General features: G+C 59.7%; 17 protein-coding genes. 3 read left to right on the top strand and 14 right to left on the bottom strand.

What is annotated here, in order from left to right:
• Positions 1–811: 811 nt before the first annotated feature.
• Entirely contained in the window at positions 812–2,104 is a 1,293-nt protein-coding gene (codA, locus tag VH599_20650; GenBank protein HEY7350732.1) for a cytosine deaminase, read from the top strand.
• 232 nt (positions 2,105–2,336) lie between these two features.
• Here codA and VH599_20645 read toward each other — a convergent pair whose 3' ends face one another.
• From VH599_20645 to VH599_20635, 3 genes are all read right to left on the bottom strand, one after another.
• Complete coding sequence (locus VH599_20645; GenBank protein HEY7350731.1) at positions 2,337–3,719, bottom strand: cytosine permease; 1,383 nt, start codon at positions 3,717–3,719, stop codon at positions 2,337–2,339.
• Positions 3,720–4,284: 565 nt separating this feature from the next.
• The gene (locus tag VH599_20640) at positions 4,285–5,436 is read right to left on the bottom strand and encodes a hypothetical protein (protein HEY7350730.1); all 1,152 of its coding nucleotides are present in this window, start codon (positions 5,434–5,436) and stop codon (positions 4,285–4,287) included.
• Positions 5,408–6,061 (bottom strand): sigma-70 family RNA polymerase sigma factor, encoded by a 654-nt coding sequence (locus VH599_20635; protein HEY7350729.1) that lies wholly within the window; start codon positions 6,059–6,061, stop codon positions 5,408–5,410. Before VH599_20635 ends, VH599_20640 begins: the two co-directional genes overlap by 29 nt.
• 193 nt (positions 6,062–6,254) lie before the next feature.
• On the opposite strand from VH599_20635, the gene VH599_20630 reads away from it, so the two are divergent.
• Complete coding sequence (locus VH599_20630) at positions 6,255–6,683, top strand: TIGR03668 family PPOX class F420-dependent oxidoreductase (GenBank protein HEY7350728.1); 429 nt, start codon at positions 6,255–6,257, stop codon at positions 6,681–6,683.
• Here the strand turns inward: VH599_20630 and VH599_20625 are convergent, their stop codons facing one another.
• The 11 genes from VH599_20625 to VH599_20575 all read right to left on the bottom strand — a co-directional run bounded on the left by VH599_20625 (position 6,684) and on the right by VH599_20575 (position 20,570).
• Positions 6,684–8,420 (bottom strand): AMP-binding protein, encoded by a 1,737-nt coding sequence (locus VH599_20625; protein ID HEY7350727.1) that lies wholly within the window; start codon positions 8,418–8,420, stop codon positions 6,684–6,686.
• A 150-nt stretch (positions 8,421–8,570) separates the two neighbouring features.
• Entirely contained in the window at positions 8,571–10,265 is a 1,695-nt protein-coding gene (locus tag VH599_20620; protein ID HEY7350726.1) for a protein kinase, read from the bottom strand.
• Between the two features lie 81 nt (positions 10,266–10,346).
• Positions 10,347–11,213 carry a DUF2785 domain-containing protein gene (locus VH599_20615; GenBank protein ID HEY7350725.1) on the bottom strand — a complete coding sequence of 289 codons (867 nt, stop codon included), beginning with the start codon at positions 11,211–11,213 and terminating at the stop codon, positions 10,347–10,349.
• A 305-nt stretch (positions 11,214–11,518) separates the two neighbouring features.
• Positions 11,519–13,501, bottom strand: a complete 1,983-nt coding sequence (locus VH599_20610; GenBank protein HEY7350724.1) for an acetyl-CoA carboxylase biotin carboxylase subunit — start codon at positions 13,499–13,501, stop codon at positions 11,519–11,521.
• A 38-nt stretch (positions 13,502–13,539) separates the two neighbouring features.
• The gene (locus VH599_20605) at positions 13,540–14,322 is read right to left on the bottom strand and encodes an enoyl-CoA hydratase-related protein (GenBank protein ID HEY7350723.1); all 783 of its coding nucleotides are present in this window, start codon (positions 14,320–14,322) and stop codon (positions 13,540–13,542) included.
• Between the two features lie 7 nt (positions 14,323–14,329).
• Positions 14,330–14,659 carry a hypothetical protein gene (locus VH599_20600; GenBank protein HEY7350722.1) on the bottom strand — a complete coding sequence of 110 codons (330 nt, stop codon included), beginning with the start codon at positions 14,657–14,659 and terminating at the stop codon, positions 14,330–14,332.
• Positions 14,656–16,017, bottom strand: a complete 1,362-nt coding sequence (locus VH599_20595) for an acyclic terpene utilization AtuA family protein (protein HEY7350721.1) — start codon at positions 16,015–16,017, stop codon at positions 14,656–14,658. Before VH599_20595 ends, VH599_20600 begins: the two co-directional genes overlap by 4 nt.
• A gap of 11 nt (positions 16,018–16,028) precedes the next feature.
• Positions 16,029–17,198 carry an acyl-CoA dehydrogenase family protein gene (locus VH599_20590; GenBank protein ID HEY7350720.1) on the bottom strand — a complete coding sequence of 390 codons (1,170 nt, stop codon included), beginning with the start codon at positions 17,196–17,198 and terminating at the stop codon, positions 16,029–16,031.
• A gap of 40 nt (positions 17,199–17,238) precedes the next feature.
• A complete protein-coding gene (locus tag VH599_20585) occupies positions 17,239–18,849 on the bottom strand; it encodes a carboxyl transferase domain-containing protein (GenBank protein ID HEY7350719.1) in 1,611 nt (536 codons plus the stop codon).
• 5 nt (positions 18,850–18,854) lie between these two features.
• Positions 18,855–19,682 carry an SDR family oxidoreductase gene (locus VH599_20580; protein ID HEY7350718.1) on the bottom strand — a complete coding sequence of 276 codons (828 nt, stop codon included), beginning with the start codon at positions 19,680–19,682 and terminating at the stop codon, positions 18,855–18,857.
• Positions 19,683–19,685: 3 nt separating this feature from the next.
• Entirely contained in the window at positions 19,686–20,570 is an 885-nt protein-coding gene (locus VH599_20575; GenBank protein ID HEY7350717.1) for an FKBP-type peptidyl-prolyl cis-trans isomerase, read from the bottom strand.
• A 466-nt stretch (positions 20,571–21,036) separates the two neighbouring features.
• Here VH599_20575 and VH599_20570 point away from each other — a divergent pair, with 466 nt between their 5' ends.
• Complete coding sequence (locus VH599_20570) at positions 21,037–21,969, top strand: DUF1028 domain-containing protein (protein ID HEY7350716.1); 933 nt, start codon at positions 21,037–21,039, stop codon at positions 21,967–21,969.
• Positions 21,970–22,341 lie beyond the last annotated feature (372 nt).

Raw genomic sequence — 22,341 nt, 5'->3', positions numbered from 1 at the left:
CAACCATCTCTTTCGCTAGCCCGCTCCCTGCCTGGGCTGAGGGGGTTCTTTGTGTTATTTCTCTTTTTTCTCCAGCAGGGACTATCACGACATCGGCATTCGGCGGCCCTGTCGTATCTGGTTCTGTTGGCAGGGCTGCCGAATGCCGCAAGAGTGTGATTGAAGAAGTGTGGGTGGGTGTGCAGGAAAGAAGCAAGAGCAGAAGCAGCCTGTGCTCTTGTCTGCTCCTATCCTTCTCTCAATATATCCAGATCAATATATCCAGATAGGATTGTGTTTCTGCCCCCCCAAATCATCCTCTCCTGACGCAGTTGTCTGGGGGCGGAGAAAAAAGCGAAAAAAGCGAACTAACCTCCTCGCCCCAGTCTGCACCTGGCCCGGGAGCCTCCAGGATATGGAGAAGAAACCGAGAAGAAACCGCGAACATACCCCAGGCAACCCCCCCCGCAGCGCCGGGGCATGCCACCTGTAGCGCCGCCATCTTGGCGGCTCAACGCTGGCCTGCCGAAACGTTGGCCTGGAGGGCGAACGCTCGCCCTGCCGAAACGTTGGCCCGGAGGGCGCACGCTCGCGCTGGCGAAACGTTGGCCGCCAGGATGGCGGCGCTACAGGTGGCGTGCCGAAACGTTGGCCTGGAGGGCGAACGCTCGCGCTGGCGAATCGTTGAGCCGCCGTCTCGGCGGCGCTACCAGTGAGCGTTTCGCCTGCCAGCACCTTCTGTGTGGTGGGCATGCCAGTAGACAATCGGGAAAGCCGGGCATAGAATGCGATTGGCTGAAAGCCGCACGCGATTCAGAGAGGAGAGAGACTGATGGCAATAGACCTGATTGTTCGTAATGCCCGCCTGCCAGGGCAGACCGACCTGACCGATATAGCCGCGCACGATGGCGTTTTTGCGCGGATTGCCCCGCAGATACAGGAGCGCGCGGCCCGCGAGATTGACGCGGGCGGCAGGCTGGTGTCGCCGCCGCTCATTGATTGCCACGTGCATCTGGACGCTGTGCTGACCGTCGGCCAGCCGCGCCATAACCAGAGCGGCACGTTGATTGAGGGCATCCAAATCTGGAGCGAGCGCAAGCCGACGCTGACCCACGAGGATGTGAAGCGCCGCGCCACCGAGGCGATCAAGTGGGAAGTGGCGCAGGGCGCGCTCTTCATACGCTCGCATGTGGATGTCTGCGACCCCAGGCTGGTGGCGCTGCGGGCCATGCTGGAGGTGCAGCAAGAGGTGAAGGACATCTGCGAAGTGCAGATAGTCGCCTTCCCGCAGGATGGCATCCTCTCGTTCCCCAACGGCAAAGAGTTGATGGATGAAGCGATGCGGCTGGGCGCGAACGTGGTCGGCGGCATCCCTCATTACGAGTGGACCCGCGAGATGGGCGTGGAAGATGTGCATGTCGCTTTCGACCTGGCCCGCCGCTATAACCGCGACATTGATTGCCACTGCGACGAAACCGACGACCCGCATTCCCGCTTTACCGAGGTGATGGCAGCCAACACGCTGCAACAGGGCTGGCATGGTCGGGTGACGGTCAGCCATTGTACGGCGATGCACTCCTGGGATAACGCCTTTGCCTTCAAGCTGATTCGGCTGCTGGCGCGTGGCCGGATGAACGTCATCTGCAACCCCTACGACAACATTATTCTTCAAGGGCGCTTCGACAGCTACCCCAGGCGGCGGGGCATGGCGCGGCTGAAAGAATTGTTGCAGGCGGGCGTCAACGTCTCGCTGGGCCACGATTCGATTATGGACCCCTGGTATCCGCTGGGCCGGGGCGATATGCTCGCCGCCGCCAGCCTGGCGCTGCACATCGCGCAGATGAGCGGCCACGAGGAGATCGCCGCGATGTACGATCTGATTACGACGAATGCCGCCCGCACGCTCAACGTCACAGACCGCTATGGCATCGAGGTGGGCAAACCGGCCAATTTCATCATCGTGGATGCCGCCGACCCACACGACGCGCTGCGCCTGACGCCTGCGCGGCTGCACGTCATCAAAGGTGGGCGCGTCGTTGCCAGCACGACGCCCAGCCAGAGCCGTCTCTTCCGCGCCGATGTCGAGGAAGCCGTCACCTTTGTCCCCGGCCCGCCCACCACCTGACGCCCAACTTGTAGCGCCGCCTTCCAGGCGGCCAACGTTGACCTGCGGATACATAGCCCATGTACCATCGCCCTGGCGGCCAACTTGTAGCGCCGCCTTCCAGGCGGCCAACGTTTCGCCTTGCCGAGCGTTCGCCCTCCAGGCCAACGTCTCGGCAGGCCAGCGTTGAGCCGCCAAGATGGCGGCGCTACAAGTAGACGCCCGCCCCAGGCAAGGGCGGGCCAGGCTTCGGTTAGCGTTTGTACTTCGAGAGTTCCCAGCGGCGCAGGAAGTAATAGAGGACTCCGGTCACTACAATTGCCAGTGGGAAGCCAATGTCGGCATCCCCAATCTTTGGTGAGAGAACCCCCTCGTAGCCAAACGTTGCTGCCTGATTGACTCCAAGAGCCGCGACTCCAAGGCCAATCACCATTGCGGCAATTGCCGCAATGCCCACAGGAAGCTTGCTGCTGGTTTCGTAGTCCTCAACTGGATACTTGCCCTTGCGGAAGACGAAGTGCTCAAGCAGTACCACCGCGTTCCAGGCGCCCAGCCAGTAAGCAATCACCAGCAAGAAACCTTCCAATTTGGCGTTAAAATTGCTTCCCAGAAAAAAGAACGCGAGCGCCACGTAAGCCACCGCGCCAACGATGGTCAGAATCCAACGCCTGATGTTCTTCAGACCCAACACCTGGGTGGAGAGCGCAAAGCTATAGTCGTTGGGAACATTGTTGGCAATCGTGCTGAAAGCCAGCAAGACGACAACTAAGCCACCAATACCTCCGGTACCGATGGCGTTGGCAATCAATGCTCCAGCGGTATCGCCAGTGGCGGCAGTTGCCAGCAGCACGCCCAGGGTTTCCAGCAAGATGCAGGGGACCACGACCCCAGAAAAGGCATACCAGAACACCTTGTTGGCAGGAGTGTTTGCTGGCTGGCGGCGCGTATAGTCTGCTGAGTAGGAAGACCAGCCAATGGCATAGCCCAGGATAGCGCCACCAAAGGTGGCAATGCCGGAGAACAGCAGCAAGCCATCACCAAGGGCGCCCGCGCCGACGGCATCGAGGTTGAATTTGCCCGCCGAGGCAATGAAGACATAGCCGAAGAGGATGAACATCAGTATCCAGGCAAAGCGCTCGTAGCGATGGACGATGAAGTAGCCAAAGACGCTGACGACAGTGGTGACAATCGCCAGGAAGAGCAGCGCGGCCCACTGGGGAATCGCTTCGGCGCTCCAGGTGACAATGATTTGTGAGCCAATCAAGGCGTTGACGGCGCTCCAGCCAATGCAGGCCAGTGCGTTAAAGATGGCCGGAAGCCTGGCGCCTTGAAGCCCAAAGGCAAAGCGCGAGAGGGGCATCTGAGCCAGGCCGGTCTTGGGGCCAAGAGTACTGAGGAAGGCGACAGGTAAGACGCCAAGCACGTTAAAGATGACGATGACCAGGACAGAACCCCAGAATCCCAGGCCAAAAAAGGCGCTGAGTGTTCCTAGCGCGACGGTGGCGACGACGGAGTTTGCTGACCACCAGAGCCACATCGTATCCCAGAGTTGGGTGTGCTGGCGGTTGTCTTCGGTCACGCGCTCGATGCCCGTTACCTCAAACGTGGTTGATTGCTGTTCAGTTGTAACAGCCATACAACTCCCTCTTTCACTAGCTGATGTTGATCTGAATGAGTCCTTCGCTGGCAGGCGCTGTCCAGAGCGAGACGATCCGCTACACAAGCGGACCTCTGGACTTCACGGGTTCCCCAGGCCCACGAAGACTTGCGCATACCTTGATGCCCAACAACAATGAAATGCTGGCGATCAGAGCATCCTTGATGAACCTCCGAATCAGGCCAGCATGGAGCAGCAGCAGAAAACCGATCATCGGGATGGTGCTGCTTGTTGTTTCGTTCCAGCATGTAGAGCGCGATGAGAGCAGCCAGGCGGCATGCTCTGGATAACAAGATGATGGCAAAAGGCTAGCATCTGGGCATAGTATACACTATCACCGTTCAGATTGGAATGGACGAAGATCGTCGGATTCCACCACCTATCGTGGGGGGATGCCACTTGTAGCGCCGCCTTCCAGGCGGCTTAACGCTGGCTTGCTGGTCCGGTGGCCTGGAGGGCGAACGCTCGCGCTGGCGAAACGTTGGCCGCCAAGATGGCGGCGCTACCAGTGGCATGCGCAGGCATTCAGGAGGATGTGGTGAGGTCAGCCCTCAGGCTGATAGCCATCCGGTGGGATGCCCAGGGCGATATAGACGGCAGCGCCGGTATTGGTTGGTGCGCCTGCTTGAATCAAGGCGATCACTTCTCCGAGCCTGGCCGTAGTCAACGCCGAAGCGACCTGGGCGCTGGACGGCTCCATCATGTCGGTCAATCGCGGTGGTGTTTCGCGCAGATACATCGTATTCAACCCCTGCGCCCAGGCTTCCAGCGCCTCGGCCCCTGCCCCATCGCGCTGGTCAGCCGTAATCCAGAAGATCAGGCCATTGGCTTGATAGAGCAGTTCGGCTTTCGTCCCATACTTCCAGACCGTTTCCTGACGCCGCTGCACCCACTGCCCGTCAATAAAGATCGCCGGTTGATTCCCAACCTGCACTGGATGAGCGGCTCCCTGGGCCACCACTTGCAGGACGGTGGCTCCGGCTGCCGGGCGAAACTCGCGCACCAGCAGGCCGCCAAAGCTCTGACCGTGAGCCAGACGATATTGCAGTTCGACCACCGGGCCATCGGCCCAGGGTTGGCCCATGTGCAAGACCAGGTTCTGGAACTCATACGCGCCTGAGTTCAGGCCCAACCAGTACACGGGAAAGGGGACCGTCAGCCGCACTGTCGTGAGTGAAAGAAATTGAATCGCCTCTTGCGGATCAAGCGTTTGCTGAGGATACTGGGGAACCACCATGACGCCGGTTTTCCCCAGGAACAGACGCAGCCCCTGGGCAAAAGTGGGAGCCACCGCGATCAGCGAGAGAACCAGCATCGCCAGCATGGTGCTGAGCGCCGTCAGACGTGACACCCCGCCCAGCCGTCGCAGCCCGCGTGGGCCATCATCTCCCCCTGCAATTTGCGGCGCAAACAGGCGTCGAGGCAGATGCAGGCGTCGGAACACCCGATAGATGATGCGGTTGTCCAGGCCATTGGGAGGGGTCCAGGCTCCCTCTTCAATGGCAAGCGTCTGGACAAAGCGCGGGGGCAACTGCTCTTGTTCCAGTGGGAAGAGCCTCTGGAGATTACGAATCAGCGCCAACTCCTCAGCCGAAAAGTCGGTGTGCGCTGTCAATTCTCCATCCGCCAATCCCTCATCCCTGCCGCTGCCAGCATCATGATCAGGGTCATTTGGTTGTTTTGAGCGAGGGATCATAGACCTGCTCCTGAAGAACCTTTGTGAGACTCTTGCGCACTCGCCACAGCCGGGTATCAACCGCGTGTTTCGTCAATCCAACACGCGAGGCAATCTCATCAACGCTCGCTAGCTTGAAATAGCGCAAATAGACCATCAAACGCTCTAGCTCTGGCAGGTTCTCTAGAGCCGTATACATCGCCTGCCGCTGCTCACGCTCCTCAAGAAGGGTATCTATCCCGGCGGTCATGGGTAGATTTGTTGGTCTGCGCTCCGACTCTACGCCGTCTGAGAGGGCCGCCAGGGTATATTCTTCGTGCAGGCTCGCCACCAGTGAATCTGCTGGATTCTGCCGCATCAGTTTGCGGCGGCGGTCCAGAACAATATATCTGGTACGCATGGTGAGCCAGGTGCGCAGCGAGCCACGCGCCGGGTCGTAGGAGTCGAACTCTTGCCAGACGGTGACGAAGAGATCATTGACACACTCTTCGGCATCCTGGGGTGAGCCTGCCCCTGCCAGGATCAGGCGTGCCAGATAGAACAATTCATGCGAGTACTGAGTAATCAGCGCCTCCAGGGTGCGTGGATCGCGTTCGCGCAATCCCTGGATGAGCTGTTGCTCGTCCAACGAACCGTCTTGCGCCATGCCTCTCCTTGTGAAATCCCGCCCTGTTCTGGTATGTATCCCCTCTCAAGCTTGAAGGGTCTGCTATATAAAGAACATACGTCGCCTCTCTCAAAAACTCACCAGTTTCTTGAACCTTTTTTAACAAGAGGTATCCGCGCGCATTTGCTTTCTGCGGCGCGTCGGCATAGGATGCAGCCAGGGGAGAAGTGTCATGCGCGAGCTTTCGCAAGCAGAACAACAGTTTATGCAGCAGCATCGAGTGGCGCGGCTGGCAACAGCAGATGCGCAAGGATGCCCTTTTGTCGTACCCATCTGCTATGCTTTTGACGGCTTCTCGGTGTATTCAGCCCTGGACGAAAAGCCGAAAAGTGTAGCGCCAACACGGCTGAAGCGCGTGCGGAATATTCAAGCCAACCCGCGCGTTGCTCTGGTGATTGATGATTACAGCGAAGATTGGCGCGCGCTGGCCTACATCCAGATACGCGGGCGGGCCGATCTGCTCGTCGAAGGGACAGGGGAGCATGCTGAGGCTATTCGTCTGCTGCGCGCAAAATATCCGCAGTACAGGGCGATGGCGATTGACCAGCAGCCTGTTCTGCGGATAACACCAGAGGCGATTGTATCCTGGGGCGCTGTGTAATCAGGCGGTGCGCGTCTTTGCAACCGCCTCCAGCCCAAGCTCTTGAACGGCTTGCTCGCGCAGCACAAACTTCTGCACCTTGCCGCTGGCGGTCATCGGATAGGAGGTGACAAACTTGAAGTAGCGCGGGATTTTCTGATGGCTGATCTGGCCGGTACAGAAGGCGCGCACTTCCTCTTCGGTGATCTCCTGGTCCGCTTTGGGCATGACGACGGCCAGCAGTTCTTCGCCAAAGAACTGATCGGGTACACCCAGCACCTGCGCGTCGGCGATTTTGGGGTGGCGCATCAGGAACTCTTCAATCTCAGTGGGGAAGAGATTTTCGCCGCCGCGAATGACCATATCCTTGAGCCTACCGACGATGTTCACATAGCCATCTTTGCTCATCGTGGCAAGATCGCCCGTATGCAGCCAGCCCTCTTCGTCAATGGCGTCGGCGGTTTTCTCTGGCATGTTGTAGTATCCGGCCATCACCAGATACCCCCGGCAGCACAGTTCGCCGCGTTCGCCGCAGGGCGCCACCTCGCCGGTCAGTGGATTGATGATCTTCACGTCGGTATGTGGCAGGGGCTTGCCTACGGTTGCCGACTTCAACTCAAATGAATCCGAGTTCAGCGTCTGCGTGATGGTCGGACTGGCTTCAGTCTGCCCAAAGACGATGCCGACATCCGCGCCCCATTGCTCCTTCACCTGCTCCATCAGGACGACGGGTACCGGCGAGCCACCGCTGAAGACGTGCCTGAGATGACTTAGATCAACTTCTTTGCTGTGCGGGTGTTGCAGCATGGCGATGAGCATGGTAGGCACGCCGCCAAAGCGGGTGCATCGCTCGTTCGCAAGCGTATCCAGCGCCTTGACCGGATCGAACGCCAACAGCGGCATCAGCGCGCACGCCCCATAGAGCGCCGAAAGGACACCCAGCACGCAGCCGCCGGTATGAAACAGCGGCATGGCTGTACAGAAGCGCGTCTCAGGGCTGGTTTCAAGGCGGTGCGCGACCACCGCGCCGTTGTTGAGGATGCTGTGATGAGTGAGCAGCGCGCCCTTCGGGAAACCCGTCGTGCCAGATGTATACTGCAACTGCGCCGGATCGTCTGGCTTCACCTCGGCCTGGCGCGCTTTCAAGGCTTCATCGCTGACACTCGCGCCCAGGGCGATCAATTCGCGGAAGGGCGTAGGCTGCCAGGGGGCATCGGCGGGCGCGGGCGGGCCGATAAGGAAAGCGCAGCGCAGTTTGGGCAGCGTGGCGCTGCGCACGGCTCCTGACCCTTCGGCTGGTGTGACTCGCTCGCCCACCGTTGCCACGCAATCGTGATCGCGCACTTTCGCCTGGAAGAAGAGCGCGACAATATCTCCCTGGCGCAGCACGTACTCCAGTTCGGCGGCGCGATACGTCGGGTTGACGGTTGCCAGCACCAGGCCCACCTTGGCGGCTGCCATCTCCAGCAGAATCCATTCAGGGAAGTTCACCGCCCAGATGGCGATATGCTTGCCTTTCTCAAGGCCGAGGGCCATCAGCCCTTTGGCGACAGCATTGGCGCGCTCGCAATACTCACGATAGGTCCAGCGTAGATTCAACGCCGGGCCGAACTCAGGGTAAGCCGAATAAACAACCGCCTCTTGATCTGGATAGCTGGCGGCGCGCTCGTCCAGCAGATCGCCAATAGTCGTATTCAGCAGTTGGAATCCTTCGGATTGCGCCTCCCAATACGAGAGGCCATCATTGCGCATGCCCATTGCAGAAATCCTCCCTCTGAAGCGTGATGCTCTGGTCCAATGCTCTTCATACGCCTGAGTGGGGCAAGTATACGCCTCTGATCGGCTGAGCGCAAGAAGGGTTCGCCAGGGGGCGAGGCTTCTCAAGAGCTTGCTGGCGCGGCGTGCTGACTATAATAAGACGCTGATGCGGACAGGAACGTTAATGTCTGTGCCGCTCCAGTGAAAGGTAATCGTATCGGTGGTGGTGATCAGAATGGCACAGCTTGCGGTCACAACGATCTGCGTTGAATCTCCAGGGCCGAGAGAGCCACTCTTCTTGTCAATGTCCAGATAATTAGTGTTTTGGATAGAAGCCTGCCAGGAGAGTTCTCCTCCGCCAGTGTTCTGGATAGTCAAAGTTTTTTGAGATTGGTTGAGCAGGCAACCCAGGTGCAGAGAAAACGTCAGGCTGGCTGGACTGACGAACAACTGCGGCGGCGTTGTTGTGGCGGTTGGGCTGGCCGCAGCAGTAGGGGTCGGGTTAGGTGTCGTGCCAGGAGTTGTAGGAGTAGCGGGGTTGGTGGTAGGGTTCCCCGTTGGGGCAGCCGAAGCCCCAGGTGGGGGTGTCGTCCCTTGCTGCGCCTGTTGTGTCTGGCCGGGCGTCAGCCCTGGCCCGACGCCCCTGGCAGTAGGCGTTGAACCGCTCGCCAGCAGCAGGCTCCCAAGTCCAAGCCCGGCGATAATGAGCAGGGCTGCTAATGCCAGCAGCGCCGTCCGTCGGTTCAGGCGATGTGGCCGGGAACGCCGGACATCTAGAGGGACGCTGCTTCCAGGTGATTGCGTGGCTGGATTGGTTGGACGCTCGCCCCTGGGATCGCCAGGCACCGGCTCCCCTACCTGCCGTTCCTCGTTCCAGGTCTCTTCCTCTGGAATCTCATCGGGCCGAGTCCTGGGGACTTCTGGCGTACTGGCTGCTCCAGGCGGCGCGGCGGTTGGCGCGTTATCCAGCAGGTTCTCTCGCACACCTGGGGCGAAGTTGGGGAGCGTTCCAGGCTCGCGCACAAAGGGGGGGCGCGGGGAGTGCGCCTCTTGCAGCGCGATAGCAAACTCGCGCACGCTGGCAAAGCGCATCTGCCAATGTTTCTCCAGCGCCTTCAGTACCACCCGCTCTACTTCCGCAGAAATGGAACTTCCCGGCTCGTGCAGCGGCGGGGGCGGAACTTCCATGTGCTGCATGGCAACTTCGATAAGCGACCCCTGGAACGGCACGTTTCCGGTCAACCACTCGTACACCACAACGGCCAGGGCGTACTGATCGCTGGCCGGGCGGGGTTTTCTCCGCAACTGCTCAGGGGCTATATAACTGATAGTGCCTACCTCGTCCTGGGTGGTCATAGAGTTCGTGCGATGAGCCACGACGGCAATGCCAAAATCGCTGAGCAAGACCTCATTCTTGCGGCTCAGCAACAGGTTCTCCGGCTTTATATCTCGATGGATGATCCGGTGCTGATGCGCGTAGTCCAGCGCAGCGGCCACCTGCTGCACATACCTGACGACAACCGCCAGTGGAATTGGCATGCCCTGGGGATGGCGCTGCCGCAGCGTTCCGTTGGGAGCGTAGTCCATCACCAGATAGGGGATCGTGTTTTCGACGCCGAAGTCCATCAGGCGCACAATATGCGGGTGATCGAGATGGGCAATCGCGCCTGCCTCAAAGCGGAACTGCTCAATCTTCTGGTCTTCCAACGGAGAGTCTACCACTTTGATAGCTGCCCGTGTCTTGAGAAAGATCTGTTCGCCTAGATAGACGTGAGCGTATCCGCCTTTTCCCAACACGTCAATAAGTTGATAATTGCCAAAGCGCAGCCCTCTATAATCGGTCATATCCGACCTCCACTGGCTTATCCAGTGGCCGATTATAGAGAGATTGTACCCAACTGTCAAGCCAGTTTCGGGCGGTCTTGATCACCAGCTATTCATCGGGTGAAGGGCCGCCAGCACGAGCGGCGCAAAGTCAGCCGCGACAGCAGGTTTCTGCTCATCGGCGGTCAAGTGAACGTAGATCGCCGATAAAAATTGCCTGGTATTGTGCAGGACGCGCATGCCAATCTCAGAGGGGATGAGGGGTGGTTCGCCGGTGATCAGTCCATCAAATGTGATCTTTTGACCTTCATAGGAGGTCAGGCGATCTAGCCAGGCGCTTAGAAAAGGCAGCGAGAGCAAATCGCGCTTCAACGCGCCCAGCGCCGCTCGTGTAATGCGCTGCTCTTCATTATAAAGATAGACGTGCTCAACTGGCGGGGCGATCTTCGTTGCCAGCGCCTCCATGATGCGCTCCAGGTCCGGGGCGCCCAGGTAGCTGTTCTCGGCCAGCACCCAGAGCAGATCAGCGCCGTGAGCGACAGCATGTGCCCAACCTGGGCCAGCGATGTATCCGCGCAAGTCCTGCTCGGCTGGATAATAAGCCAGGGCTTGCTCCAAAAAGCCGCGTATATCAGCTTCTTCCAGTACAGGCTCTTTGTTGTGCTGATAGACAATCTCTGCCAACACCAACGCCGAAAACGCGCGCAAAAAAACGGTATCCGTATTTTTCTCACCCAGGCCAATCTTCAGGTTCCCGATAAGCTGTGTGGTCATCGCGCGCAATTCATCGGCTGTGTAGAGCTTTTGGCTTATCCAGGCTGCCAGGATGGGATAGCCAAACACATCGCGCAGTTGATGATCGGTAGAACCGAGGTAGGAGAGCAGTTCGCGGGTCAGGTCCGTAGGGGTATAGTTGGGTGGTACAGCGCAGTCGGCGTCCAGGACGCCTTGCCAGAACGCTTTATCCAAGGGTGTGCAAGCCTTTCTTCAGGATAATGAAGTGTGACTTTTTATCTGGGTCTTCCAGGCCGACGTGGGCTGGCGGCTGAAGGCCGCGCCTGGAGGCTGCGCCACAGAGCCATCCTGCGCGGGCTAAGAGCGCCTCACACAACCGACGATTGGCCCCACCCCTGCCGCCTGGAAGGACGGCGCTACAACCCCGCCCCTGCTCGTGCGGAGGTTTTGTCAGGCGCTCTAAGACGAAAACCTCATGGAATGGTCAAACTTCATTTTATCTACGCCATATCTACGTCTTGATCGCTGCAAATCTCTCGTCAAGCGGTTTCATCGGCTGGCGCGATCTCCAGCAGAACAGCATCCGCCTGCACCATCGCGCCGGTCTGATGAGCAACGAATGTGACCACGCCATCATAGGGCGCTCGGATGCTATGCTCCATTTTCATCGCTTCCAGCAGCATCAGCGTCTCGCCTTTGCGCACCTGCTGGCCGGCGACTACCAGGACAGCGCGCACATTGCCCGGCATCGGCGCGCGCAGCGATCCCTGACCTTCGCGGCGCTCGTCCGGCTCCGGCAGCGGTGAGAGCCAGGTGAGCATGCAAGTGGTCCCGTCAACCTGGACCCAATAGCGATGCTGCGGCGCTTCAACTACGATGGCGCTAAGGACGCGGCCATCAAGCGAGAAGCGCACATCTGGAGGGTGATATTCTACCAGCGCGATGCGGCAGTTCGTCTCGCCTTCAGCCTGCTGGAGAACACATTGAGACGTGCCATCGCTGCCAGGGGTCAGGCGAGCTTCGACTTCTTCGCTGCTCTCGACGCGAAAGCGCGAGCGGATGGGGGCGTTGGGGTTATTGCGCCAGTAGCCAGGGGCGCGGCTTGCCAACTCGCGCGCCAGAGCCACCGCCAGGATTGCTGGCGCGGGCGCAGCAGCCTGGGCTGGCGCGGTTGAGAGATGCTGCTCGATGAAGCTGGTACTCAGGCGGCCCGCGACATGTTCTGGATGGAGAAGGACGCGGCGCAGGAAAGCGATATTATTGCGCACGCCCATCAGAGCGGTCTGGCTGAGCGCCCGGTCCATGCGGCGCAGAGCTTCGGCGCGGTCAGCGCCAGAGGTGATGATCTTTGCCAGCAGCGGGTCGTAGTAGACGGAGACCGCGCCTGCGCCCCCGGAAAGGATGCCCGCGTCCACGCGCACGCCGTCGCCCGTCGGCTCGCGCCAGAGCAGAATATCGCCGACAGCGGGCAAGAAGCTATTGGTCGGGTCTTCGGCGTAGACGCGGCATTCAATGGCGTGGCCGTGAAAGCGTACTTCGTTCTGGCTCAGCGGCAGCGGGCGGCCTTCGGCAACCTCAATCTGCCAGCGCACCAGATCAAGTCCGGTGACACATTCAGTGACGGGATGCTCGACCTGAAGGCGCGTATTCACTTCGAGGAAATAGAAGCCGCCTGTTTCGTCGAGGATGAACTCGACGGTCCCAGCGTTCACATAGTCAATCTGGCGGCCAACGGTGACAGCCGCTTCGCCCATACGCTGTCGCAGTTCCGAGGTGAGCGCGGTGGAGGGCGTCTCTTCGATGATCTTCTGGTGGCGGCGCTGAATGCTGCATTCACGCTCGCCCAGGTGGATGATCTGGCCGTGTTGATCGCCGAAAATCTGAAACTCTACGTGGCGCGCGGGCGCGATGACACGCTCCAGAATCAGGGTATCGTCTCCAAAGGCGCTGAGCGATTCGCGCCGCGCAGCAGCCAGCGCATCGGGCAGGGCATCGGATTCCGTGACGACGCGCATACCTTTGCCGCCGCCGCCAGCCGCCGCCTTGACCATCAGCGGATAGCCGATCTTGTGGGCGGCTTCAATCAGCGTATCGTCGCTCTGATCTTCACCTTGATAGCCAGGGATCGTCGGCACACCTGCCGCCTGCATGAGCAGTTTGGCCTCGCGCTTGCTGCCCATGCGCCGGATGGCTTCCGGCTTGGGGCCGATGAAGATCAGCCCGGCCTCAAGACATGCGGTGGCAAAGTCGGCGTTTTCGGCCAGGAAGCCATAGCCGGGATGGATGGCATCCGCGCCGCTGCGCCGCGCTGCTACGATCAGCGCCGGGATGTTGAGGTACGAGGCGGTAGCCGGATTATCGCCGATATGGATAGCCTCGTCGGCTTCGCGGACATGCCGCGCCTGCGCGTCAACCGTTGAGAAGACGGCGACGCTGGCGATGCCCATGCTGCGGCAGGTACGCATGATGCGGCAGGCAATTTCGCCGCGATTAGCAATGAGGATTTTGCGAATGATACGCATATCTAATCCTTGTTGGCGGCTACTCAGCCTCGATCACTCTACGCCTCGTTCTGCGGAACCCACTTTGCCGGGCGCTTCTCTAAAAACGCCCGCATCCCTTCCTGTCCGTCGTCGCTGTGGCGCAGGCGGTTGAGCAGGTCAACGCGATAGGCCAGCGTGTCGGGTGTTTCCAGCACCTCAAAGAGCAGCTTTTTGCATTCGGCCAGCGCCCTGGGCGAACACTGCAAGACTTCATGAACCGCTGCGCTGACGCGCTGATCGAGCGATTCTTCGTCGCAGACTTCGTGAATCAGACCAACCTCCTGCGCGGCCCTGGCATCGAACTGGCTGCCGGTCAGCATCCACTGGCGGGCGCGCGTGAGTCCAAGCCGCTGAACCACGAAAGGCGAGATGAGCGACGGGACCAGCCCCAGGCGCACCTCTGGCAAGGCAAAGCGAGTAGTGGCGCTGGCAATGGCAATGTCGCAGACAGAGACCAGGCCAATGCCGCCGCCCATCACCGCGCCGTGAATGCGCTCGATGACCACCTGTGGCGCGCGATTGATGGCGCGCAGCAGGGTATCGAGCCTGCCAATGGCGGCTTTTTCCTCGGCCTCGGTGCGCGGCGCGCTGAGGTCGCGCACATCGCCCCCAACGCAGAACGTCTTGCCAGCGGCGCGCATGACAACCACTCGGATGTCGCGGTTGTTGCGGATGCGCTGAAAGTAATCCAGCATCTCCTCAACCATCCGATGGCTCATGGCGTTGCGCGCCTCTGGACGATTGAGGGTGAGGGTGGTAACTGGTCCATCAAGGGCGATCAGAATTGTCTCGTAATCCATTACCGTTTTATTCCTCCCATTCCATATAGAGAAGTGCGCCCGCCAACGACTTGCCTAGAGCATCAATGCGCAGCGAGCGAGTGCCGCCGCCGTCGAGAGCGTTGTGCAGCACAAAGTTGAACGCCTCGATGTTATCGAGATCGTACCGCTCGACCTTGCCCTTGACGAGCGATCCCAGGTGCGCCTTGACGCGCTCCGGCGTCAGCTTCGTTTTCAACTCGGCGTAGGCTTCCGGCGAGCGCGCGATGACGCTGACATTGCAAATATCGCCTTTGTCGCCTGCTCGCCCGTAGGCCAGATCATAGAGGCGGCGAACGGGGCGCTGCTGCTTGTTCATGCTTCGACCTCGCACATGTCAATTTTTGGCTGCACTTTGTTGCGGCTAATGAGCGCGGGCCAGAGACCCAGGATCGGGCGTGGCTCTGCGCCAACCGTCTGCCCGGAAACGGACATGCCTGCGGGGCCACTCAGCCCCAGCGCCATCATCCGGCGCACCGCCTGTTTCAATGTTTGGGGATCGCGGGCCGTCGCCGTGACGCGCACAGCCAGTTCCAGCGGGTCATCGGGCAGCGAACCGATACTGCCGTAGAGGCTGTTGACACTGAGGTAATCAAACGAGCATCGCTCAATCAGCAGACCCTTCCAGGCTTCGCGTACCATGCCCTCAAGTTGCTCTGCTTTGCGGCGCGCTTTGGGCCAGCCTATGGTGAAGATCAGTTCGCGGCTGTAGCCCTCAAAGCGCCCGACGTTGACTTTCAGCGAATCGGTTCTTGGGCTGCCCGTCACGCCGGTCACGCGCACGCGGTCCGGCCCATCGGGCGAAAGCTCCAGTGTAGTGAAGTTGGCGATCACGTCGGGGGTGATGTAGGCGCGCGGGTCGTGAATCTCGTAGAGCAGTTGCTCTTTAGCCGTCTCGACAGAGACGCGGCCAGGGGTATTGGGTACTTTGGTCAGCACAAACGCGCCGTTTTCTTCGACTTCGGCGATGGGATAGCCCAGGTGCGCGAGCGCGCCTGCTTCGATCTCATCAACTAACGCCAGGCTGTTGCCGCCAACCACCTGCCCGGTGCATTCCAGCAGATGCCCGGCGACGATGCCCGACGCCAGCCGATTCCAATCATCAGCGCCCCAGCCGTAGCGGTGAATCATGGGGGCAAGATACAAGCAGGGGTCAGCCACGCGCCCGGTAATCACGATGTCCGCGCCCTGGCGCAGCGCCTCGACAATGGGAAACGCGCCCAGGTAGGCGCTGGCCGTGACGATGGGCGGGCCATCCAGCTTCAACGGTTCGCCCGTCTCGATGTTCGCCAGCGGTTCGCCCTCAGCGATCAGATCAGATAATCGGGGTAAGAGATCGTCTCCGGTGACAATAGCGATCTTCAGACCATGCAGCCCCAACTGCTGCGCTTTGGCGCGCACGACCTCGGCAGCGCCGGTTGGGTTGAGGCCGCCGCCGCTCGTAATCAGGGGAATGCGGCGCTTGAAGGCAGCGGGCAGAATCTGCTCAGCGATGATGGGAATATCCCAGGTAAACCCGCGCGCGGGGTTTTTGAGCATATCGTTGCGCAGAATCGCCAGGGTGAGTTCGGCCAGCGCCTCAAAGCAGACAACATCCACGTGGCCGCCTTCGATCATGGGCAAGGCTCTGGTGACATCATCGCCATAGAAGCCCTGCGCTGAACCGATGCGTAGCATCTGCCCGCTCCTTATGCCTTCTTGGGCAACATGCCTTCGATTTTGGCGATGATGCCAATCATGATCTCATCGGCTCCGCCGCCGATGGAGAGCAGCCGACCATCGCGGAAACGCCGCGAGATGGGCGTCTCTTCCATATAGCCCATGCCGCCGTAAAATTGCAGGCAGGTGTCGTTGATTTCCCGTCCAAGGCGTCCGGCTTTGAGCTTGCCCATCGAAACTTCGCGGGTCACATCCTGCCCGGCCATCAGCATGCGCGCAGAATGATAATTCAGTTGGCGCAGCGCCTCAAGCTCGGTGAGTAGTTCGACCAGCTTGAAGTGAATCCACTGGTTTTCAATCAGCGGGCGACCAAAGGCTTTGCGCTGCTGGGTATAGGCGATGGTATCACGCACAGTGCGTTCGCCGGAACTGTGGGCCATGACGTTGGCGATCAGTCGCTCTTTCTGGAACTGCTGCATCTGGAGAATAAAGCCCTGGCCTTCGGGGCCAATCCGGTTGCATTGGGGGACGCGCACGTTATCAAAGACCAGTTCGGCGGTGTCGCTGGAGAGATTGCCCAGCTTGCGCAGCTTGCGCCCCACGCTGAAACCCGGCGTTTTGGTAGGCACGATAATCAGCGACATACCGCGATAGCCGCCCTCGTTGCTGGTGCGCGTCAGCAGACAAATGAAATCGGCCTGTGTGCCGTTAGTGATATAGAGTTTTGTGCCGTTGATGATATAGTCGTCGCCGTCTTTTTCGGCGCGGGTGCGGATGGAGGCTACATCCGATCCGGCGTCGGGTTCGCTGACGCCAATCGCGCCGACGATCTCGCCGCGAATGGCTGGCTCCAGAAACTTCTTTTTCAGTTCATGCGAGCCATGCTGGGCCAGCGCGGGCGTACACATATCGGTATGCACGACGATGCCCATCGGCACGCCGCCGCAGTTGGCGCGAGCCAGCTCCTCCGCAAAGACGACGGTATACCAGTAATCCGCGTTGACTCCGCCGTACTCTTCGGGATAGTTCAGCCCCAGAAAGCCCAGGTCGCCCATCTTCTTGAAAAGGTCATGGGCTGGGAAGATGCCCGCTTCCTCCCACTCATCCACATGCGGGTTGATCTCTTTTTCGACGAACGAGCGAACGCTCTGGCGAAACATCTCGTGTTCTTCGGTGAAGTACATGGGACTGTAGTGCATGGCTGGGAACCTCCTGCTGCGTGCTGGGAACATTCGACATTCACATCCGAAATACCCCGTACCTGGGCGCGCCTTCAGAGACGAAATCGCGGTTATAGGCCATCGAGAGACCAATGGAAAGAACCTTGCGCGTCTCGCGTGGGTCAATGATACCATCATCCCAGATACGCGCGGTGGCGTAATACGCGGACGCTTCTTCGTCAAACTTTCCTACGATCATGCTGCGCATCGCTTCAAGCTGCTGCTGGTCGGCTTCGCGGCCCCTGGCGCGCGCGGCGTCCTCTTGAATAATTGCCATCACGCCAGCCGCCTGCTCGCCGCCCATCACGGCAATGCGGCTGTTGGGCCAGGTGAAGAGCAGGCGCGGATCATATGCCCGGCCACACATACCATAGTTGCCCGCGCCAAACGATCCGCCGATGATGACGGTGAACTGGGGGACTGTCGAGGTGGCGACGGCGTTGACCATCTTGGAGCCATGCTTGACGATGCCATCCTGCTCGTATTTGGAGCCAACGATATAGCCGGTGGTGTTCTGAAGATAGATCAGCGGTATGCGCGTCTGATTGCACAGTTGGATGAAGGTGGCCGCTTTGTTGGCCGACTCGGAGAAGAGGATGCCATTGTTGGCAATGATGCCGATAGGAAAGCCGTTGATGTGCGCGTGGCCGACAACCAGCGTCGGGCCATAGTCGCGCTTGTATTCGGTGAAGCGCGAGCCATCCACAAGACGAGCTATCACTTCGCGCACTTCGTAGGGCTTGCGCGTGTCTATCGGCACGATGCCCAGCAGTTCGTCGGGGTCATAGAGCGGCTCTTCCGGCGGAGCCAGCACAGCTTTGATCTCTTTGCGCCAGTTCAGCCGGGCGACAATCTCTCGGCCAATACGAATGGCGTCGGCGTCGTCTTCGGCCAGGTAATCGCCCAGGCCAGAGATGCGCGTGTGCATCTCCGCGCCGCCCAGCGTTTCATCATCGGCCTCTTCGCCAGTTGCCATCTTCACCAGCGGTGGCCCGCCCAGAAAGACTTTGGCTTTCTTGCGCACCATCACGGTATAGTCCGAGAGGCCAGGCACATACGCGCCGCCAGCCGTCGAGCTGCCAAAGACCAGCGAGATTTGCGGCAGGCCCATCGCTGACATCTGCGCCAGGTTGGCGAAGGTACGCCCGCCAACCTCGGCAAACATTTCTGCCTGATAGAGCAGATTGGCCCCGCCAGATTCGACCAGATGGATGCTGGGCAGGCGGTTCTCCCTGGCGATGGCCTGCGCCCGCAAGCCCTTCTTGACGGTCATGGGATAGCTGGAGCCGCCCTTCACCGTCGGGTCACTTGAGCCAATCATACACTCGACGCCGCTGACGATGCCGATGCCGGTAATCTGCGAGCCGCCAACCGATTCATTGTTATACATGCCCCAGGCGGCCAGCGGGCTGAGTTCCAGAAATGGCGTGCCGGGGTCCAGCAGTAACTCAACGCGCTCGCGGGGCAGCAGCTTGCCGCGCTCGCGGTGTCTGCGGGTATATTTCTCGCCGCCGCCCTCGCGCACCTTTGCCTGACGTTCGCGCAGTTCGTCCACAAGCCGCTGCCAGGCTTCGCGGTTCTGCTGGTACTCCGCGCTCTGCATATCAATCTGTGAGCGGAGGATGCTCAAGGGGGTCACTCCTCGAATCCGTGGTAGGGTTGGGCTGGAGTATGTTCGGCTATGTCGTAATTAGTTCGCCAGAGCGAACTCGCGCCGTCAACGCGCAGGGTATCGCCGGTAATATAACTGGCGGCAGGCGAAAGCAGAAAGGTGACAGCAGCCGCCACTTCGCTTTCGCTGCCTAAACGCCTGGCCGGGATATAGCTGACAATATCTTTTAGGACAGCGGGATCATAGTTGCTCAAACCACTTGATTGAATGATACCAGGAGCGACGCTGTTGATGCGAATGTGATAGGGCGCCCATTCTACCGCCAGCGTTTTGGTCAGATTCTCCACGCCCGCGCGGGCCGCGCTGCTGTGGGCCATGCCTGGAAAGCCGCTCCAGAGGTCCATGAGGATATTGACAATAGCGCCGCCGTGATCGCGCATGGAGCGCAGCATGGCGTTTTTGCACATCAAAAACGCGCCTGTCAGATTCGTTTCGATGACGGCGTTCCAGCCTTTGAGCCGGATGTCCTGGGCAGGGCTGATGAACTGGCCGCCGCCGTTGTTGACCAGCCCATCAATCTTGCCGAATCGCTCTATGATCGTGTCCACCAGGGCTTCCACCTGCTCGGCGCTGCGAATGTCGCAGGGCAGCGCCAGCGCCTTGCCGCCCGACGCCAGAATCTCATCGCGGGTACGCTCCACGTTGGCGAGCTTGCGCGAACAGACGACGACGGCTGCGCCCAGGCTCGCCAGCTCATGCGCGATACAGCGGCCAATGCCGGTACCCCCGCCGCTGACGATGATGACCTGCTCGTTGAAGAGGCCATCTCGAAAGATGGAGCGATAGCCCATATTTTAACTGCTCGCTGTGTCAATGCTCACTAATTGAACGTCGAAGATAAGCGTCGTGTTGGGTGGAACTAATGGTGGGTCGCCTTCATTTTGACCGGGAATACCAGCTTCTCCATAGGCAAGCGCCGGGGGAATGATGAGCCGACGCTTCCCGCCAGCTTTCATGCCAGGAATCCCATCAACCCAGCCTTGAATAACACCGTTAGGCCCACCTATAAGCTGGAACTTGGTTGGCTGCCCGTCGGTACCGTGATCGTAGGAACAATCGAACTTGACGTTGGTTGATTCTATCCAGCCTATATACTGCACGCTGATGGTATCGCCTGCTTTAACTGCTGGCCCTGTCCCTACAGTGGTGTCAATATATTGGAGATCGCTTTTCAATTTGACCGGGGTTTCGGTCAGCGTGGGCGGAATGGCAGGGCAGTGGGCATTTTCGGTTGCGGTGGCTTTCACGATAGCGGTAGAGGTGGCTGCGGCGTGTAGATTTGCCAGGCGTGTCGCCTCTTCATTCTTCGTAATGGCCTGCTGAACAACCACCACGATCACCACGATCACTATCACGGCAATGGCCCCTAACCCTAGCCGCTGGTTGAGTTGGCGGCGACGGGCGCGCGCCAGGTGGGCTTGCTGCTGAGGGGTGAGCTTGCGTTCACGCGCTTCAACGCGCGAGGCAGCCGATTTACGCTCTTTAGAGGCAGACGCCGGAAGTTTTGAGCTGGCCTTGCGTTCGCGCGCCCCTCCTGCCGCTGGCTCTGCTGCTTCTGGTTCCTTCTCTCCCTTGGGGCCAGGTTGAGCGGCCTGGCGTTGGCTTGCCTTTTGAGAACCCTTTGCGCGACTATCGGCAGCCCCAGCAGTGGGTTTTTTGGTTTTTTCAATTGGTGGCATAGTAGTGCTTTCCTCCAGACGGTTTTCGGTGGTTAGTATACAATGGGGCCACCGTTGAGGCAACTCTCAGCTTCTGATGCTTCCACCACCTGTAGCGCCGCCTCCCTTCGGGAAGGGCCGCTTGCCTCGGCTGGGCCTCGGCAGTCTCGCTCCCGTTGGTCGCTCGCGCGTCCCTTCCTGGCGGCCAACGCTGCGCCCTGGCGAGCGTGCGCCCTTGGGGCCAGCGTCCCGGCGGGCCAACGTTGAGCCGCCTGGAAGGCGGCGCTACGGGCTGGCCGCCTGGAAGGCGGCGCTACAAGTCCCAGGTCTCGCTTGCCAACACCTCATGTGTGGCGGAACCGCTTCTCATGCTTTAACGATTGAGATGAAAGGGGGCTAGTCAGAAATAGTTCTCATCCGTTATACTACTGAGCAAGAGCATATCCTTTGATGTGCCAACTTCTCGGCTCCGAGGAGGAACCTTGTCGTGTCGTTACCATCTTTCCGGCGAACACCATCGCTTCCCCCACGTCTTCCCTCGCAAGCTGACCGATGTGTCTCCACGTTTTCCATTGTTGCCTGCGATCCTGCCACTGGCGATCTGGGAATTGCCGTCGAGTCAAAGTTCCTGGCTGTGGGCGCAGTAGTACCCTGGGCGAAAGCAGGGGTAGGAGCCATTGCTACCCAATCATGGGCGAATACCACCTATGGACCAAAAGGGCTGGAACTGCTGGCCCAGGGAAAGACTCCCAATGAAGTGATGGCCGCGCTGACTGAGCCGGATGAACACCGCGCGCAGCGGCAGGTGGGCATTGTGGACGCCAAAGGCCAGGCGGCAACCTATACGGGCGGTGAATGTTTTGCCTGGGCTGGTGGCATCGTCGGACCAAACTATAGCTGCCAGGGCAATATCCTGGTCAGCGAGGCCACAGTGCAGGCGCTGGCGCGCACGTTTGAGGCCACAGCGGGCGGCCTGTGGGATCGCTTGCTAGCGGCGTTGGCGGCTGGTCAGGCGGCTGGTGGTGATAGTCGCGGCCAGGAATCGGCGGCGCTGCTGGTGGTCCGCGAGGCTGGCGGCTACGGGGGTTTCAATGACCGCTTTATTGATCTGCGGGTTGATGACCATCCGCACCCCATCGAGGAGCTGGCGCGTTTGCTTGATCTGCACAAGCTCTATCTTTTTAAGACGAACCCTGCTGACCTTGTGCCGATTGATGAGGCCATCGCCCGCGAACTTCAAGGGGTACTCAAGCGGGTGGGTGATTACCAGGGGGCCATCAGCGGGGTCTACGATGAAGCGACGCGCAACGCTTTCAATGCGTTCAGTATGCGCGAGAACCTGGAAGATCGTTGGGTGGAAGGGCCGCAGATTGATGGGGTCGCGCTGCGCTTTATTCGCCAGCGTTTTGTCCAATCGTGAGATACGAACTCCCCCTGCTTACTGTGAAAACTTTTAGTGGAAGAGCGTATCTAATAGCGAGGGAGTGTCTCTCGCGGTGTAGTAAGTATTTTTGCGCTTACTACAATTTGCCCGCCAGCCGTGTATGCCATATGAAAATGATGGCTGACAGCCTCCGGCATGTGGCTGCGAATTACAGGAAAGGGGGATAGCACACATAGGAAAGAACGACCAGGTTGTAGCAACGCAGCGATAATTTTGGGGCAATTTACGCATCACTGCCTCTTGGTCGGTTTGTCTAATCAGTCCAGTCTGCGTGAACAACTTCACGTCGGAACCACAGCCTACCCTCGCTGATGCGCGAGCGTAGAGCAAAAGCGGAAGGACACAGAT

It is taken from the genome of Ktedonobacterales bacterium, from assembly GCA_036557285.1.
GTDB lineage: Bacteria > Chloroflexota > Ktedonobacteria > Ktedonobacterales > DATBGS01 > DATBHW01.
Note: the sequence above shows the minus strand (reverse complement) of the source record. Positions and strands in the feature narration are given on the sequence as shown.